General features: G+C 71.2%; 15 protein-coding genes. 9 read left to right on the plus strand and 6 right to left on the minus strand.

The window, feature by feature from the left end; genetic code table 11:
- Positions 1-175: 175 nt before the first annotated feature.
- The 3 genes from ACZ4TO_RS36595 (at position 176) to ACZ4TO_RS36605 (ending at position 2,965) form a co-directional block, all read left to right on the plus strand.
- Positions 176-1,111: a coiled-coil domain-containing protein gene (locus tag ACZ4TO_RS36595; RefSeq protein WP_037624897.1), complete on the plus strand. Its 936-nt coding sequence runs from the start codon at positions 176-178 to the stop codon at positions 1,109-1,111.
- Positions 1,112-1,208: 97 nt separating this feature from the next.
- A complete protein-coding gene (locus ACZ4TO_RS36600; protein ID WP_385043060.1) occupies positions 1,209-2,195 on the plus strand; it encodes an ABC transporter ATP-binding protein in 987 nt (328 codons plus the stop codon).
- 2 nt (positions 2,196-2,197) lie between these two features.
- A complete protein-coding gene (locus ACZ4TO_RS36605; protein WP_382787327.1) occupies positions 2,198-2,965 on the plus strand; it encodes an ABC transporter permease in 768 nt (255 codons plus the stop codon).
- A gap of 18 nt (positions 2,966-2,983) precedes the next feature.
- Here ACZ4TO_RS36605 and ACZ4TO_RS36610 read toward each other — a convergent pair whose 3' ends face one another.
- The gene (locus tag ACZ4TO_RS36610) at positions 2,984-3,997 is read right to left on the minus strand and encodes a hypothetical protein (RefSeq protein ID WP_468026443.1); all 1,014 of its coding nucleotides are present in this window, start codon (positions 3,995-3,997) and stop codon (positions 2,984-2,986) included.
- Between the two features lie 173 nt (positions 3,998-4,170).
- Here ACZ4TO_RS36610 and ACZ4TO_RS36615 point away from each other — a divergent pair, with 173 nt between their 5' ends.
- The 3 genes from ACZ4TO_RS36615 to ACZ4TO_RS36625 all read left to right on the plus strand — a co-directional run bounded on the left by ACZ4TO_RS36615 (position 4,171) and on the right by ACZ4TO_RS36625 (position 7,444).
- Positions 4,171-5,094, plus strand: a complete 924-nt coding sequence (locus ACZ4TO_RS36615; RefSeq protein WP_382787331.1) for a hypothetical protein — start codon at positions 4,171-4,173, stop codon at positions 5,092-5,094.
- Between the two features lie 227 nt (positions 5,095-5,321).
- Positions 5,322-6,590 (plus strand): ABC transporter ATP-binding protein, encoded by a 1,269-nt coding sequence (locus tag ACZ4TO_RS36620; protein WP_468026444.1) that lies wholly within the window; start codon positions 5,322-5,324, stop codon positions 6,588-6,590.
- Positions 6,587-7,444: an ABC transporter permease gene (locus ACZ4TO_RS36625; RefSeq protein ID WP_468026445.1), complete on the plus strand. Its 858-nt coding sequence runs from the start codon at positions 6,587-6,589 to the stop codon at positions 7,442-7,444. The genes ACZ4TO_RS36620 and ACZ4TO_RS36625 overlap by 4 nt, the downstream gene beginning before the upstream one ends.
- 45 nt (positions 7,445-7,489) lie before the next feature.
- On the opposite strand, the gene ACZ4TO_RS36630 is transcribed toward ACZ4TO_RS36625, so the two are convergent.
- Complete coding sequence (locus ACZ4TO_RS36630; protein ID WP_361683319.1) at positions 7,490-7,822, minus strand: ATP/GTP-binding protein; 333 nt, start codon at positions 7,820-7,822, stop codon at positions 7,490-7,492.
- A 243-nt stretch (positions 7,823-8,065) separates the two neighbouring features.
- Here ACZ4TO_RS36630 and ACZ4TO_RS36635 point away from each other — a divergent pair, with 243 nt between their 5' ends.
- A complete protein-coding gene (locus ACZ4TO_RS36635) occupies positions 8,066-9,094 on the plus strand; it encodes an LLM class flavin-dependent oxidoreductase (protein WP_385043067.1) in 1,029 nt (342 codons plus the stop codon).
- A 105-nt stretch (positions 9,095-9,199) separates the two neighbouring features.
- On the opposite strand, the gene ACZ4TO_RS36640 is transcribed toward ACZ4TO_RS36635, so the two are convergent.
- Complete coding sequence (locus tag ACZ4TO_RS36640) at positions 9,200-9,592, minus strand: SCO5389 family protein (RefSeq protein ID WP_103550954.1); 393 nt, start codon at positions 9,590-9,592, stop codon at positions 9,200-9,202.
- 364 nt (positions 9,593-9,956) lie between these two features.
- Between ACZ4TO_RS36640 and nucS the strand changes: the two genes are divergently transcribed.
- Positions 9,957-10,628, plus strand: coding sequence for an endonuclease NucS (gene nucS / locus ACZ4TO_RS36645; protein WP_382787339.1), 672 nt, complete (start codon positions 9,957-9,959; stop codon positions 10,626-10,628).
- A gap of 100 nt (positions 10,629-10,728) precedes the next feature.
- Here nucS and ACZ4TO_RS36650 read toward each other — a convergent pair whose 3' ends face one another.
- The 3 genes from ACZ4TO_RS36650 to ACZ4TO_RS36660 all read right to left on the minus strand — a co-directional run bounded on the left by ACZ4TO_RS36650 (position 10,729) and on the right by ACZ4TO_RS36660 (position 14,862).
- Positions 10,729-13,203, minus strand: coding sequence for an ATP-binding protein (locus ACZ4TO_RS36650; protein ID WP_468026446.1), 2,475 nt, complete (start codon positions 13,201-13,203; stop codon positions 10,729-10,731).
- Positions 13,204-13,473: 270 nt separating this feature from the next.
- Positions 13,474-13,797: an STAS domain-containing protein gene (locus ACZ4TO_RS36655; RefSeq protein WP_382787343.1), complete on the minus strand. Its 324-nt coding sequence runs from the start codon at positions 13,795-13,797 to the stop codon at positions 13,474-13,476.
- Between the two features lie 216 nt (positions 13,798-14,013).
- Positions 14,014-14,862, minus strand: coding sequence for a 3-hydroxyacyl-CoA dehydrogenase family protein (locus ACZ4TO_RS36660; RefSeq protein WP_382787345.1), 849 nt, complete (start codon positions 14,860-14,862; stop codon positions 14,014-14,016).
- A 229-nt stretch (positions 14,863-15,091) separates the two neighbouring features.
- On the opposite strand from ACZ4TO_RS36660, the gene ACZ4TO_RS36665 reads away from it, so the two are divergent.
- Positions 15,092-15,664, plus strand: coding sequence for a cob(I)yrinic acid a,c-diamide adenosyltransferase (locus tag ACZ4TO_RS36665; protein ID WP_385043073.1), 573 nt, complete (start codon positions 15,092-15,094; stop codon positions 15,662-15,664).
- Positions 15,665-15,770: the final 106 nt, after the last annotated feature.

Consider the following 15,770-nt stretch of genomic DNA (forward strand, 5'->3'; position numbering starts at 1 on the left):
CCGGATTCGGGTGGTTTCTGGGACGTTTGTCACAGGTTCTGGCAAGCCTTCCGGCAGCCGGCCACCCAAAAGGAGTGTCATTCTCCAGATCAAACACGTATCCGCTCGATGACACACCGCATTGCCCCCTAGGATTCCACCTATCACCTCACCGGTCTCATTCGACAGGAACCCCATGAGCGACACTTCCCCCTACGGCTTCGAGCTTGTGCGGCGTGGATACGACCGCGCTCAGGTGGACGAACGCATCTCGAAGCTCGTCTCCGACCGTGACAGCGCTCTGGCCCGTATCACCGCCCTCGAAAAGCGCATCGAGGAACTCCATCTCGAAACGCAGAACGCCCAGGCCCAGGTGAGCGACGCCGAGCCGTCGTACGCCGGTCTCGGCGCCCGCGTCGAGAAGATCCTCCGCCTCGCCGAGGAGGAGGCCAAGGACCTGCGCGAGGAGGCCCGTCGCGCGTCCGAGCAGCACCGCGAGCTCGCCGAGTCGGCCGCTCAGCAGGTGCGCAACGACGCCGAGTCGTTCGCCGCGGACCGCAAGGCCAAGGCGGAGGACGAGGGCGTCCGGATCGTCGAGAAGGCCAAGAGCGACGCCTCCCAGCTCCGTTCCGAGGCGCAGAAGGACGCGGCGTCCAAGCGCGAGGAGGCGGACGCCCTCTTCGAGGAGACCCGCGCCAAGGCCGCCCAGGCCGCCGCCGACTTCGAGACGAACCTCGCCAAGCGCCGCGAGCAGTCCGAGCGCGACCTGGCCTCGCGTCAGGCCAAGGCCGAGAAGCGCCTCGCGGAGATCGAGCACCGCGCGGAGCAGCTCCGTCTGGAGGCCGAGAAGCTGCGCACGGACGCCGAGCGCCGCGCCCGCCAGACGGTGGAGACGGCTCAGCGCCAGGCCGAGGACATCGTGGCCGACGCGAACGCCAAGGCCGACCGGATCCGTTCGGAATCCGAGCGCGAGCTGGCCGCCCTCACCAACCGCCGCGACTCGATCAACGCGCAGCTCACGAACGTCCGCGAGATGCTCGCGACGCTCACGGGCGCCGCGGTGGCCGCCGCCACGGGTCCGGCCGAGGACGAGCCGATCACCCGCGGGGTTCCGGCGCAGCAGTCCCGGTAACCGCACGGCACGACACCAGGGCCCGTTCCCTCTTCCGAGGGCGCGGGCCTTGTCGTGTCAAGTGGCAGGCCCCCGGGGGCGGTCTTAGCGTGGCCGCATGATCGAGCTCGAGGGGCTGACGAAGCGGTACGGCGAGAAGGTGGCGGTCAACAACCTCACCTTCACCGTCAGACCGGGCATCGTGACCGGCTTCCTCGGCCCCAACGGCGCCGGGAAGTCCACGACGATGCGGATGATGCTCGGGCTCGACCGTCCCACCGCGGGCGACGTACGGATCGACGGACAGCACTACGACCGGCTCAAGGACCCGCTGAAGTACATCGGCGCCCTGCTGGACGCCAAGGCGATGCACGGCGGCCGCAGCGCCTTCAACCACCTTCTGTGCCTCGCCCAGAGCAACGGCATCCCGAAGGCGCGGGTGCACGAGGTCCTCGACACCGTCGGTCTCACCGCGGTCGCCCGGAAGAAGGCGAAGGGGTTCTCGCTGGGCATGGGCCAGCGGCTCGGCATCGCGGGCGCGCTGCTGGGCGACCCGCGGATCCTGATGTTCGACGAGCCGGTCAACGGCCTCGACCCCGAGGGCATCCACTGGATCCGCAATCTGATGAAATCCCTCGCGTCCCAGGGCCGTACGGTCTTCGTCTCCTCGCACCTCATGAGCGAGATGGCGCTGACGGCCGACCACCTCGTCGTCATCGGCCAGGGCAGACTGCTCGCCGACACCTCGATGGCCGACTTCATCCGGCAGAACTCGCGCTCGTACGTCCGGGTGCGCTCCCCGCAGCGCGAGCGGCTGCTGGACGTGCTGAAGAGCGCGGGGATCACGGTCGTCCAGACGAGCGGCGGGGCGCTGGAGGTGGACGACGGGAAGCCGGAGCACATCGGTGAGCTGGCCGCGCAGCACCAGATCGTGCTGCACGAGCTGAGCCCTCAGCAGGCCTCGCTGGAGGAGGCCTTCATGGGGCTGACCGCCGAGTCGGTGGAGTACCACGCGCACACCGACACGCCGGAGCGGGAACTCACGTCGAGCCCGCCGGACACGCCCCCCGCCCCGCGGTGGGGCGGCGACTGGAGGAAGGGCTGACGATGGCGGCCACCCAGGTCCTCAAATCCGAGTGGACCAAGATCCGTTCCGTTTCGTCCACGGTGTGGACGCTGAGCCTCGCGGCGGTCGTCACGATCGCGCTGGGCCTGCTCATCTCGCTCCTCTCCAACAACGAGTTCGACAACATGAGCCGGCAGGACCGGCTCACCTTCGACCCGACGTTCATCAGCTTCGCGGGCATGACGCTGGGGCAGCTCGCGATGATCGTGTTCGGGGTGCTCGTCGTCGGCAACGAGTACAGCACCGGCATGATCCGCACCTCGCTCTCGGCGGTCCCCCAGCGCGGCACGTTCCTGTTCAGCAAGGTCGCGGTGGCGGCCGGCCTCGCCCTGGTGGTCGGGATGATCACCAGCTTCATCACGTTCTTCGTGGGCCAGGCGGCGCTCGGCACGCACCGGACGTCGATCGGCGATCCGGGGGTGCTGCGCGCGGTGATCGGCGGGGGGCTCTACATGACGCTCATCGCCGTCTTCTCGATGGGCGTGGCGGCGATGCTGCGCTCCCCGATGCTCTCGCTCGGCATCCTGATGCCGTTCTTCTTCCTGATCTCCAACATCCTGGGCGCCGTCTCCGCGACCAAGAAGGTCGGCCGCTACCTCCCCGACCAGGCCGGCAGCAGGATCCTGCGGGTGGTGACACCCATCGACGACACGCCGTACGGTCCCTGGGGCGGCCTCGGCATCATGGTGCTGTGGGTGGCCGTGGCCCTGGCCGGCGGCTACGCGCTGCTCAAGAAGCGGGACGCGTAGACGAGGGACGGGCGCGGCTCAGGAAGGGTCGCGTGCGGGAGGGCCGGGAGGGGGAGGTCCGTCGCCGTCCGGGCCGGGGTGGATCAGGCCGTCGAAGTCGGACCAGCCGTCCCACTGCCACACGTCCTTGCCCAGGTCCGGCTGGAGCGGCACGAAGCGGCCGAGTTCGAAGTCCCCGGCCTCCAGGTCGAACCAGCGTTCGTCGGCGACCTCGGTGCCGAGCCCGACGGTGCGCGCGGTCAGCCGGACGAGCAGTTTCACCCCGGACGAGCGGGACAGGTCCTTGCCCTGGATCCGGTGGAACGGCAGCGCGGCCACCGGCGCCTCGACCGGTATCCAGACCGTGAAGGGCGCCCCCCGCTCGACCGCGAGCCAGCTCCGCTCGTCGGCCGGGTCGCCCTGCGCGTCCAGGACCTTCAGCCACTGCTTGTAGATGACGAGACTGCCGTCGTGCGGGGAGCGCTCCAGATAGCGCAGATGGGCGCGGGCCCGCAGGTCGACGACGGACAGATTGTCGAAGCGGTTGTAGAAGCGGACGGCGATGATGGCGTGGTCGCTGCCCGCGTGCCGCCGCGAGTAGCCGGGGAAGTCGGCGGTCCAGGCGTGCGAGATGCTGGCCCGCCGCCGCCAGACGAAGGGCCGCAGCGCGAACAGCTTGATCAGGGCGATGCCCAGCAGCACGGCGGGCACCAGGGCGCCGGTCACGGAGGCGAGCGTGGCGAGGAGCTGGTGGGTGGTGCTGTCCGGCTCGGGGTCGAGGCTGTCGGTGCCGACGCAGGCGCGCAGCACGCCGAGGCTGAGGTCCAGGAGCCGCTCCCCGTCGGAGAAACGGTCCGCCATCGAACGCGGCGAGTCCTCGGTCAGCGTCCAGGCCGCCGCGACGACGGCCGAGAGCACGGCCAGCGCGCCCAGGGTCATCAGCAGCAGGGCGTGGACGGTGCGTCCGGCGATCCACCAGCGAACGGACATGCGATAGCGCGGATGCGCCGGTCCGCGGCCGGTCCGTCCCAGCCGCGCCAGACTTTGCCTCACGAGCCCCAACTTGCTTCCCCCGTAACCGATTTCGCCCTCAGCCATACAATAGGGGCGACATGATTCCCGGTGTCGGTTCAGGCCAACCGCGCTCAGCCGGGGAGACCGGGTCCCACGCCGGGTAGACCTCGGATGAAGGCCCAGGTCCACCTCGCGTGAAAGGCTGTGCCGGCATGCGCGCGACACCACCCCCGGAGGGCGTCACCGTGACGACGAAGGACCGAAGCCTGGAGGCGCTGGGCCTGAGCGACGTGCCCGCGAAGAAGCCCCTCACCTATCCGGGCCGCCCCACCACCGAGCCGTCCCTGCTGACCGGCGGCGAGCTGCTCCAGCTCGACGTGCGGCCGCTGCGGCTCGGCGAGTGGTACGTGGAGGAGCGCCAGGCGCAGCAGCGGCTGGACGAGGCCCTCGCCGACCTGGGGCAGGTGGGTACCGGGCTGCGCCACCCGGTCATCGCCGTCGGTTCGAACGCCTCCCCCGGGCAGGTCGCCCACAAGCTGACCCGGCTGGGCATCCCGGCGACGGTGCCGATGGTTCCGGTGCGGGTGCGCGGGATCGGCGTGGGCTGCTCGGGACACATCAGTCCGGCGGGTTACGTGGCCGGGACGCCGTACGTGGACCCGGGCGCCGAGACGACGCTCGTGGTGACCTGGCTGGACTCGACGCAGCTCAAGGCCGTCGACGACACCGAGTTCCCGGACTACCGGCGGGCGATACTCCCCGGCGACGCGTTCGCGATGACGATGCCCTCCGGGGAACGGCTCGGCGGCGCGTACATCTACTTCAGCGCGCACGGCGTGCTCGCCGAGCCGGAGAGCGGGCGGCCCCGCCCCGGCGGCGGCGACCAGTCCGAGCTGCTCGCGGCCCTGCTGGCGGCCTCCGGGCGGCTGCGCGAGCTACTCGGGCCCGATCCGGCGACGTGGGTGCGCCGCGCGGGTGCCGACCGGTCGCTGCGCGAGGCGGGCACGCTGATCTTCGGCGAGGAGGGCTGGGTGCTGCCGCAGACCGACTTCCTGCCCTACCTCGACGAATCGGCCGAGCTGCGGCTGTACGACGATCTTCCGCCGCTCGACGATTCCCTGCCGGGCCGCGGCTGAGTTTTCCTTCCTGAGGGACCGGCGTGAATTCGCCTTTCCCTCCTCGCCAGGAAAGACGGGTACCTGACAGAACGCCGGTACGAAACTTCGCGCTCTACTGGATCTTTCACCAACCGATGGGCGCGACTTTACTTCCCCTTGAGTGGAACCGTCGGCGCCCGGATATCCTCCTAACCCTTACGGGGGCGTGCGCCCCGACGTCCTGAACCTTTCGATGGGTGCGGAGAATGATCGAGGCAGTCGGCCTGACGAAGCGCTACGGCGCCAAGACAGCCGTGTACAACCTTTCCTTCCAGGTCCGGCCGGGTGCGGTCACCGGCTTCCTCGGGCCCAACGGCTCGGGCAAGTCGACGACGATGCGCATGATCCTCGGCCTCGACAACCCGACCTCCGGGCAGGTCACGATCGGCGGCTTCCCCTATCGCAGGCTGCCGAACGCGCCCCGCCAGGTCGGCGCGCTCCTCGACGCCAAGGCCGTCCACGGCGGCCGCAGCGCCCGCAGCCACCTGCTGAGCCTGGCGCAGCTCTCGGGCATCCCGGCCCGCCGCGTGGACGAGGTGCTCGGCGTCGTCGGCCTCCAGGACGTGGCGAAGAAGCGCTCCAAGGGCTTCTCGCTCGGCATGGGCCAGCGGCTCGGCATCGCGGCCGCGCTCCTCGGCGACCCCCAGGTGCTCCTCTTCGACGAGCCGGTCAACGGCCTCGACCCCGAGGGCATCCTCTGGGTGCGCAACCTGATGAAGTCCCTGGCCGCCGAGGGCCGTACGGTCTTCGTCTCCTCGCACCTCATGAGCGAGATGGCGCTGACCGCCGATCACCTCATCGTGATCGGCCGCGGCCAGCTCCTGGCCGACCAGAGCATCAAGGAGTTCATCTCCCACAACTCGGCCGACTTCGCCCGGGTGCGCACCCCCGACACCGAGCCGCAGCAGCGCGAGAAGCTGACCGCCGCGCTGACCGAGGCCGGCGGCCAGGTGCTGCCCGAGCAGGACGGCGCGCTGCGCGTCACCGGCCTGGCGCTCCCCCGCATCAGCGACCTCGCGCACTCCGCCGACGTCCGCCTGTGGGAGCTGTCCCCGCACCAGGCCTCGCTGGAGGAGGCGTACATGCGGATGACGCAGGGAGCCGTCGACTACCGCTCGACCGTCGACCAGAAGGCCGGGCTCCAGCAGCCGCTGCCGCCGGGCGCCATGCCTCCCCCGCAGATGCCGGTGGCGGGCCAGGGCCAGCCCGGCTGGTACGCGCCGCTGCCGCCCCAGCAGGGCGGGCAGCCCTTCGCCATGCCGCAGGCCGGTCCCTACGGCGCCCCCGCGGCCCCCGGTGCCGGTGCTCCCGGCCCGTACGGCGCTCCGGCGGCCCCCGGCGCCCCGGACGCCAACCCGTACGCCCAGGCGCCCGCGGGCCCCGCGGCGCCCGCCGCCGCACCCGCTCCGGCGCCCGAGTCCGCACCCACGACCGCGCCCGCCGCCGACCTGACCAAGCCCGAGGACGCCCGATGAGCACGCCCCAGCCCCCGATGCCGCAGCAGGCCGCCGCTGCCCCCGCCTGGCAGGCGGCGCCCGGCACTTCGTACACCTCGCCGATCCCCGTCACCCGCACCCACCTCGGGCACGCGCTCCACTCCGAGTGGACGAAGATCAAGTCGGTGCGCTCCACGATGTGGACGCTCGGGATCTTCCTCCTCCTGGTGATCGGCATCGGCTTCCTGGTCGCCGCGCAGACGACGAACGAGGACTTCGGCGACGTGCCGTACACGATCCCGGCGTTCTTCGGTCTGATGCTCGGGCAGATCTGCCTGATCACGCTGGGCGTGCTGGTGGTCTCCTCCGAGTACGGCACCGGCATGATCCGCACGACGTTCACGGCCTCGCCGCAGCGCCACCGGGTGCTCGCCGCCAAGCTGATCATCTTCTTCGCGGTGGCGTTCGCCGTCTCGGCGTTCGCGATCGGCCTCGTCGGCCTGTTCACCGAAGGGATGCACAGCGACGCCGCCGGCGACGCCTCCCAGGTCGCCTGGGGCGGCACCGTCCTGATGGGCGCCCTGTACGTCTCCCTGCTCGGCGTTCTCGCGCTCGCGGTGGGATCGATGCTGCGTCACTCGGCCGGCGCGATCACCACGATGCTCGGTGTCGTGCTGGTGCCCGCGATCATGCCCGCGTTCCTGATGATGTCCGAGAGCATGCGCAAGATCGGCGAGAAGATGCAGGAGTACAACGCGCCGAACGCCCTCGCCCACGTCTTCCGGCTCGACTCGGAGAGCGGCCACGGCGGAGCGCAGCTCGGCCTGCTCTCCGGCGTCACCGCGGCCGCGGTCGTCGCCGCCTTCATCCTCCTGGAGCGCCGCGACGTCTGACGCCCGCGCCCGTCCCGGCTCTTGGGGACGGACGGTCGAAGTCGCCTAGAACCTGGGCGCGTTACGGGACCGCTGCACCCGCGAGGTGCGGCGGTCCTTCGCGTTCCAGCAGGCCTTGTGCCAGTGCCGCCGCTCGTCGACGCCCGAGTGCTCCGGCCAGGCCACCACGTGCGGCACCCCGGAGGGGATCAACTGGTCGCAGCCGGGGCAGCGGTAGGTCTTGCCCTGCGCGCTCGCGCCCGCCACATGACGCACGCTCCACTCCTCGCCCTGCCAGCTCTCCGTGGACTGCCAGCCGCCGTAACGGTCCGACGAGTCCTCCTCAGGGCTCCTGCCGGACGAGCCGGCGTCCTTCGGACGGTTGCGACGCGGGGACAAGGGACACCTCACGGAGCTATACAGGGAGCAGGGGCCGACACCAGCCTACGCGGGACGCGCAGGGGTACGCGTACTCCGCCAACCCGCACAGATCCCCCTGCGGACCGTCCTCGGAGGGTCTTCGGACAGCCCAATTCCCAGACAATCCGCAAATCTCTCCGCAAGGCCGTGTCTTCGGCACGTGTCAGGCGGTTATGCCGGGTGGGGGAGCTCCGTGTCGGAGCCGAGGAAGCAGGAAGTTCGATGCACGTTGGAAGTTTTGTACTCGCCGCCCAGTTCCCGGGACAGGGCCAGGGAGAGGCCCTGCACCGCGCGGTGCGATCCGCCGAGGTCGCCGAGGAGGCCGGGCTGGACGCGGTGTGGCTGGCCGAACACCACTTCGTTCCGTACGGGACATGCCCGTCGGCCGTCACACTCGCCGCGTATCTGCTCGGCCGCACCGAACGGATCCGGATCGGCACGGCGGTCAGCGTGCTGCCCACCGCGCACCCCGTGGCGCTCGGCGAACAGGCCGCCCTGCTGCACCTGACGTCCGGCGGGCGGTTCTCGCTGGGGGTCGGCCGCGGCGGTCCCTGGGTCGACCTGGAGGTCTTCGGGGCGGGCCTGGAGGCGTACGAACACGGGTTCCCGGAGTCACTCGATCTGCTGATCCGCTGGCTGCGCGAGCCGTCGGTCGCCGGCACCTCCGAGCGGTTCGCGTTCCGTGAAGTCCCCGTCGTACCACGCCCGTCGGAGGCGCTGAGCGGCGCTCCGGGCCCCGAGGTCGTCGTGGCGTGCACCTCGCCCGCGAGCGTACGGCTGGCCGCCGAGCGCGGGCTGCCGATGCTCCTGGGCATGCACGTCGGGGACGAGGAGAAGGCCGAAATGGTCGCGCTGTGGCGGCGGCACGCGCGCGCGGCGGGCCGCCCCTCGGACGAGATCCACACCGCCGCCCACGTCTCCGCCGGCGTCTGCCAGATCGCGGACCGCCGGACCGACGCCGTCGAGACGCTCGTCAAGGCCATGCCGGGCTGGCTGAAGCAGGGACTGGACGCCCATGTGACGGTCGACGGCCGCCTCCGTTCGATGCGGGACCCGGTGGCGTACACCGAACTGCTCTGCGGACTGCACCCGGTGGGCACGCCGCGGCTGTGCGCCGACCGGCTCGCGGCGACCTCCGAGCGGACCGGCATCGGGCGCTTCGCGCTGCTCGTCGAGGGTTCGGGCGACCTGGCGGCGACCGAGGAGAACGTACGGCGGCTCGGGGCCGAGGTGCTGCCCCAGCTCCGATGACCGTACGGTGTCCGGCCCCGACGGGCCGGACACACGGGGAGCTTGCCGCCCCAGTACCAATGCACCTCCCGCGTACGGAGCGGCAAGCAGTGCGGCATCAGTGCGTCAGCAGTCCCTGAACTCCGGGGACTGGTTGAGCAGCTGACTGCGGACCGAGGTGAAGCGTGCCAGTGTGTCGTCCACCGAGTCGTCCAGTGGGAACACCGCCACCCGGTGGCAGTTCTGGAAGGCCAGCCGCACTCCGAAGTGCCGCTGCAGCGCGCCGCGTATCGCGTCACTCGCGAGCGCACGCAGCAACTGGCCACGTGCCTGCTCGTCCGGCGGAGGCGTCTGGTTGTCGGCGAACGTGCCGCCGTCCACCTTCAGCTGGGCCACCAGGGAGCTGATCATCTCCCATGCGTAGGGCAGGGAGGTCCGGACGCAGTCGACGAATTCTGCTTCATCGACCTCGCCTCGCTCGGCCTGTTGGAGTAGGGCCGGTGAGACGTCGAGCGACATGGGTACTCCTCTCGCACCCCCACACCTCGGGGGTTGCCGGACAGGGACGGGGACCGCGGTATCGAACACGCTGAGTACATGTACCGCGACCTCCCGTTCATACGGTAAGCATCGGCAGGTAACGGCACCAGGAGAATGGGCACATAGCGAACACCCGGTAGGCCGACAATCGGCCACACCGGAACACGGAATCTTCAGGATCAATGGGGTGACCCGCGAAAACGCCGTCCGGACCGGGCGGCACCGACCTGCGGAACAAATGGGGCGAACCACGGATTCCGCCTCGGGGCCGGGCGCGGGAGGGGGTTGCGGGACGGGGCCGGGAATCGCGTGCACCACCACCGGTCGAGTAGCGTTGCCGACCATGCGTCTCGTCATTGCCCGCTGTTCCGTGGACTACGCGGGCCGGCTCACCGCCCATCTCCCGTCGGCGCCCCGCCTGATCCTCGTGAAGGCGGACGGCAGCGTCTCGATCCACGCGGACGACCGGGCCTACAAGCCCCTCAACTGGATGTCGCCGCCCTGCACACTGAAGGAGGGGTCCGGCGACGACGAAGGCGTCTGGACCGTCATCAACAAGGCGGGCGAGAAGCTCATCATCACGATGGAGGAGATCCTCCACGACTCCTCGCACGAACTCGGCGTGGATCCCGGCCTGATCAAGGACGGCGTGGAAGCGCACCTCCAGGAGCTGCTCGCCGACCGGATCGAGACCCTCGGCGAGGGCTACTCGCTCATCCGCCGCGAGTACATGACGGCCATCGGCCCGGTCGACATCCTGTGCCGGGACGCCGACGGGCAGACCGTCGCCGTGGAGATCAAGCGGCGCGGCGAGATCGACGGCGTGGAGCAACTCACACGCTATCTGGAGCTGTTGAACCGCGACCCGCACCTCGCGCCGGTCCGCGGCATCTTCGCAGCCCAGGAGATCAAGCCGCAGGCCCGCGTCCTCGCCACCGACCGCGGCATCGGCTGCGCGGTCCTGGACTACGACGCCCTGCGCGGCATCGAGGACGACAAGCTGCGGCTGTTCTGAGCCCCCGGGCTTCGTATACGACAGAGAGGGCCGGATCCGACGACGGATCCGGCCCTCTCCCGTTTCCCTCGGGGTCCGGCCGTACGTCCGGACCCCGCGGTCAGATCACCGAACCGCTCGACGACGTCGGCACCGGGCCGCTCGCGGAGTCGGAGGTGGCCGGGGTCGTCGAGGTGCTGGGCGACGGCGACGGGGACGCCGACGGGCTCGCCGGCTTCGTGGAGGACGTCGACGGCGAGGGGTGCGTCGTCCTCGTGGGGGTCGAGGACGGCCGGTGCGTGGGCGACTTCGTCGGCGTCGGCGTCGGCGACTTCGACGGCCTGCTCGTGCCGGTGCGCGTCCCGCTCGGGTCGGCGGACGGCTGCCGGGTCGCCGTGGCCGTCGGCGTCGGGTCGTCCGAGGTGCCGTACGTGCCGTCCGGGCCCGGGTCGGTGGGCTTGGCCGGGGCTCCGGAGGAGGAGTCGTCGCCCTTCTTCGGGGTGTCCGCCCCCAGGCTGTCGTCCTGGGTGTCCTGGGTGGCCGACGGGTTCACCCCGACCTTCTCGGACGGCGTGCCGTTGTCGTGGTCCGAGGTCGCGCCGAGGGTCACCACGGTCCCGAGGACGGCGACGAGGAGCGCGCCCGCGCCCGCGGCCACCAGGTTGCGCCGGGTGCCGGCGACGAGCCGGCCGGCGACGCTCCGCGGCTTGGCCGCGGGTATGCCGAGGCCGCCGGGCCGGGCGAGCACCGTGATGGTGTCGTCCGACGGGTCGGTGCGCGGGAAGGCGGCCGGCACGCCGCCGGGGGGCGACATCGACTCTTCGTGGCGCGCGTCGGGCACCTCTTCGCCCGACGCGCTGCCCCCGCTGGTGAGCTGGAGGGTTCCGGAGCGGTCGGCGACCAGGGCGAGCGCCCGCCGGCCGGCCGTGGTGCCGCGCTTGTCGGCGAGTTCGCCGCGCATGGCGACGGAGGCCTCCAGCTCGGCGCGGGCCCGGTCGAGCTGGAGCCCGCACAGCGCGAGGACACCCAGCTCGTGGTGGAAGTAGGCCTGTTCGCCCAGGTCGTCGGCGAGCTCGGAGGCCTCGACGCCGAGACGCAGGACGCGCTCCCAGGCGCTCCAGTGCAGTCCGGCCGCGAAGGCGGGCGCCGCCGTGCGGGCGAGCTGGACGGAGACGCTCTCCTCCTCCTCGTCCTGCGGGACGGTGGTGACGGGGACGAGCACGTCCAGCGCGGCGAGCACCGCGTCGGCCTCCGCGCACACCCGCTCCGGGGTGACCGAGGGGTGCCCGGCCCACCAGGTGTAGTGCCGGGCCGCGGCCAGCGCGCTCTCCTGGAGGGTGTCCGCGTAGCCGGAGGCCTCGAGCTGGGCCTGCACACCGGCGGCGAGCCGGTAGCGGGAGCCGACCGGGGAGACCAGCGCGGAGGCCGCGAGTTCGGCGAGCGCGGCATCCGCGTGGGTGTCGCCCACGAGCGCGGGCAGATGGGCCTGGTGGGGCACCTCGCCGCCGAGCGCGACGGCGAAGCGCAGGGTGGCGCGCGCCGATTCGCTGAGCCGGGAGGCGAGCAGCGCGGCGGGCGCGGCGCCCTCGGCGAGGGAGGGCAGCGGCACGTCGGCGCCGTCGCCGGTCTCGAAGGTCGCGTCGGCCGGGGCTTCCTGGAAGACGCCGTAGTCGTCGAAGGCCTCTTCGCTGGCCTGCATCCGGTCCCGCTGGCGCAGCAGCGCCCCGGCCTGGATGAAGCGCAGCGGCAGTCCCTCGGACTCGAACCAGAGGTCGCCGGCCCAGTTCGACTCGTCCTCGGTCAGGACGCGTCCGACGGCGCGCTCCAGCAGTTCGAGGCCGCCGCTGCGGTCGAGGCCGCCGAGGAGGACCTCGTCGAGCTGGGCGCGGGCGGACGGGGCCGGTATGTCGGGGGTGGCGGCGACGACGAAGGCGCACTCGGGGGTGGCGTCGAGCAGCACGTCGAGGTCGGCGCCGCCGATCTCCGCGTCGTCGAGGACGACGACCGCGCCGATCTCGCGGACGAGCCGGAGCAGTTCGTCGTGGTCCGGGCGGTGCAGGGGCGCTTCGTAGACGGCGGCGAAGAGGTCGTGCAGCACGTCGCTCGCGGTGCGTCCGTAGCCGGAGAGGCGGACGACGCCGTCGGGGGCGAGGTCCGCGCAGTCCTCGGCGACGGCGTCCAGCAGGACGGTGCGGCCCGACCCCGAGGGTCCGGTGAGCCGCACCGAGCGGCCGCGCGCGAGAAGGCGTACGACCTGTTCGCGCTCCTCGTGGCGCTCCAGGAGCGGCAGCCGGGGCTGTGCCGGGCCGGGCGGTACGGGCGGCTGGGCCGCGCGGGCCAGTTCGGCGCGTTCGGCGGCGGCGCGCTTGACGGGCGGTCGCGGCCGTTCGTACGGCGGACAGTTCTCCAGCTCGCTGCCGTCGACGGGGTTCACGGTGAGCGCGAACTCGCCCGTGACGAGCCTGACCGTGCGGACGAGTACGGGCTTGTGCTGTCCGAGATCCGCTGCGAGCGGGTCGCGCGGCGGGCGCGGACGGGTCACCTGGCTGTCGTCCTGACGGCCGTACTCGTCGGGTCCCCGGTTGATCGGGTCCATGTTCCAAGCCCCCCAAAAGCGTCGTGTGCCGATGCCCTCCCGGCCTGGCTGCACACCGCTTCGTCGCTTCTGGTCCGGTGCCCGCTCGTAGGGTTTCGGTCGGCGGGCAGCCGAACCCTAAACCTTCGCACAGTATCTACGAACAGGCGGGGTACCGCGCCGTCCGAACCGTCACGGCTTCGTGAGGATTGTGCACGGGGAGCGGAAAGGTGCGCCGGTCGGGACGCGTACGCGGTCGCGCGCGCGGAGCGACGGGGGCGCGTGCCCGGGTCACACCCGGGGCAGGGAGTCGACCCCGATTCCACCCTCGATCGCCAGGATCCGGTGCAGCCGGGTGGCCACCAGCAGGCGCTGCATCTGCGGCGGTACGCCGCGCAGCACGAGCCGCCGGCCGCACCGCCCGGCGCGCCGATGGGCCCCCATGATGACCCCGAGTCCGGTGGCGTCCCAGGAGTCCAGCTCGGACAGGTCGAGCACCAGGTCGCCGGCTCCGTCGTCGACGGCGGTGTGCAGGACCGTACGGGCGTCCGCCGCGCTGCGTACGTCGAGGCGGCCCCCGACGACCAGTTCGGCGTGGTCGCCCCTGATGTACATATGCGCTCCCCGAGAATGCGTCTCGTAACTCCGCGTGTGTCTGTTTCCGCGTCTTCGCGTCTGCATGTTGTGCATGGTCTGACTGCCTGAGGGCCGCGGAGGTTGCCGTCTGTAAGCGAACCGATACCGAATTCACCTCATGGAGTGACATCCGAGAGGCGTGCACGGCGTCCGTGGCACATGCGGCGACCGGTGTCCCGGTCGCCGCATGATCGTTCAGTGCTTGTAGAAGCCCTGCCCGCTCTTGCGCCCGATGTCACCGGCGTCAACCATCCGGCGCATCAGCTCCGGCGGGGCGAACTTCTCGTCCTGGGTCTCGGTGTAGATGTTGCCGGTGGCGTGGAGCAGGATGTCGACGCCCGTGAGGTCGGCGGTGGCCAGGGGGCCCATGGCGTGGCCGAAGCCGAGCCGGCAGGCGAGGTCGATGTCCTCGGCGGTGGCCACGCCCGACTCGTACAGCTTCGTCGCCTCGACGACGAGGGCCGAGATGAGACGGGTGGTCACGAAGCCGGCGACGTCGCGGTTGACGACGATGCAGGTCTTGCCGACGGACTCGCTGAACGCACGCGCGGCGGCGAGCGTTTCGTCGCTCGTCTTGTAGCCGCGCACCAGCTCGACGAGCTGCATCATCGGCACCGGCGAGAAGAAGTGCACGCCGACGACCCGCTCCGGGCGCTCCGTGGCCGCCGCGATCTTGGTGATCGGGATCGCGGAGGTGTTGGAGGCGAGCACGGTGTCGGGGCGCACGATCTTGTCCAGGGCCTGGAAGATCTCGTGCTTGACCTCGAGCTTCTCGAAGACCGCCTCGACGACGATGTCCGCGTCGGCGGCGGCGTCCAGGTCGGTGGTCGCCGTGATGCGCGCGAGGGCCGCGTCCGCGTCGGCGGCTTCCAGCTTGCCCTTGCTCACGAACTTGTCGTACGAGGCCCTGATGCCGTCGAGGCCGCGGTTCAGCGCCTCGTCGGTGACATCGCGCAGAACGACGTCCCAGCCCGCCTGTGCGGAGACCTGGGCGATACCGGACCCCATGAGTCCGGCTCCGATGACGGCGAGCTTCCCAGCCACTCAGACTCCCTTAACACGCTGCTTGTGTATGCCTCTTCGGCGGAGAGTAGCGTTCGGAAGGGGGCGCGAAACCCGTAAGTAACGCGTGTCACGGTCTCAGGGCGTGAGACACCCGTCACGTCGCGTCCGGCGGTCCCGGCGAACCCTCACCGGACGGGTCCGCGCCCTGTGATCCGCACGACGCGGGCACGGCGTCTCCCGGGCGCGCGGGGCCGTCTAGATTGACTCCATGGTCAATCTGACGCGCATCTACACCCGCACCGGCGACCAGGGCACCACCGCCCTCGGGGACATGAGCAGGGTCGCCAAGACCGATCTGCGGATCTCGGCGTACGCCGACGCCAACGAGGCGAACGCGGTGATCGGTACGGCGATCGCGCTGGGCGGCCTGGAGGACGAGATCGTCCAGGTCCTCACCCGCGTCCAGAACGACCTGTTCGACGTGGGCGCGGACCTGTCGACGCCCGTCGTCGAGGACCCGAAGTTCCCGCCGCTGCGGGTCGAGCAGTTCTACGTCGACAAGCTGGAGGCGGACTGCGACCTGTTCAACGAGCGGCTGGAGAAGCTCCGCTCCTTCATCCTGCCCGGCGGCACCGCCGGCGCCGCGCTCCTGCACCAGGCGTGCACGGTCGTACGCCGGGCCGAGCGCTCGACCTGGGCGGCGCTGGAGGTCCACGGCGAGGCGATGAACCCGCTCACCGCCACCTACCTCAACCGTCTCTCGGACCTCCTGTTCATCCTGGCGCGCACGGCGAACAAGGACGTGGGCGACGTGCTGTGGGTCCCGGGCGGGGAGCGCTGAGCGGCTCCCGGACTCTTCCGCCGAACACGGTCAGGGCGTCCGCGCCGGGCTCGAAGCGATCTTCGGGCCCGTCGCGCGGGCGCCCTTCGTCGTCCCCGCCGGGGGC

The organism is Streptomyces sp. NPDC028298 (assembly GCF_055565895.1).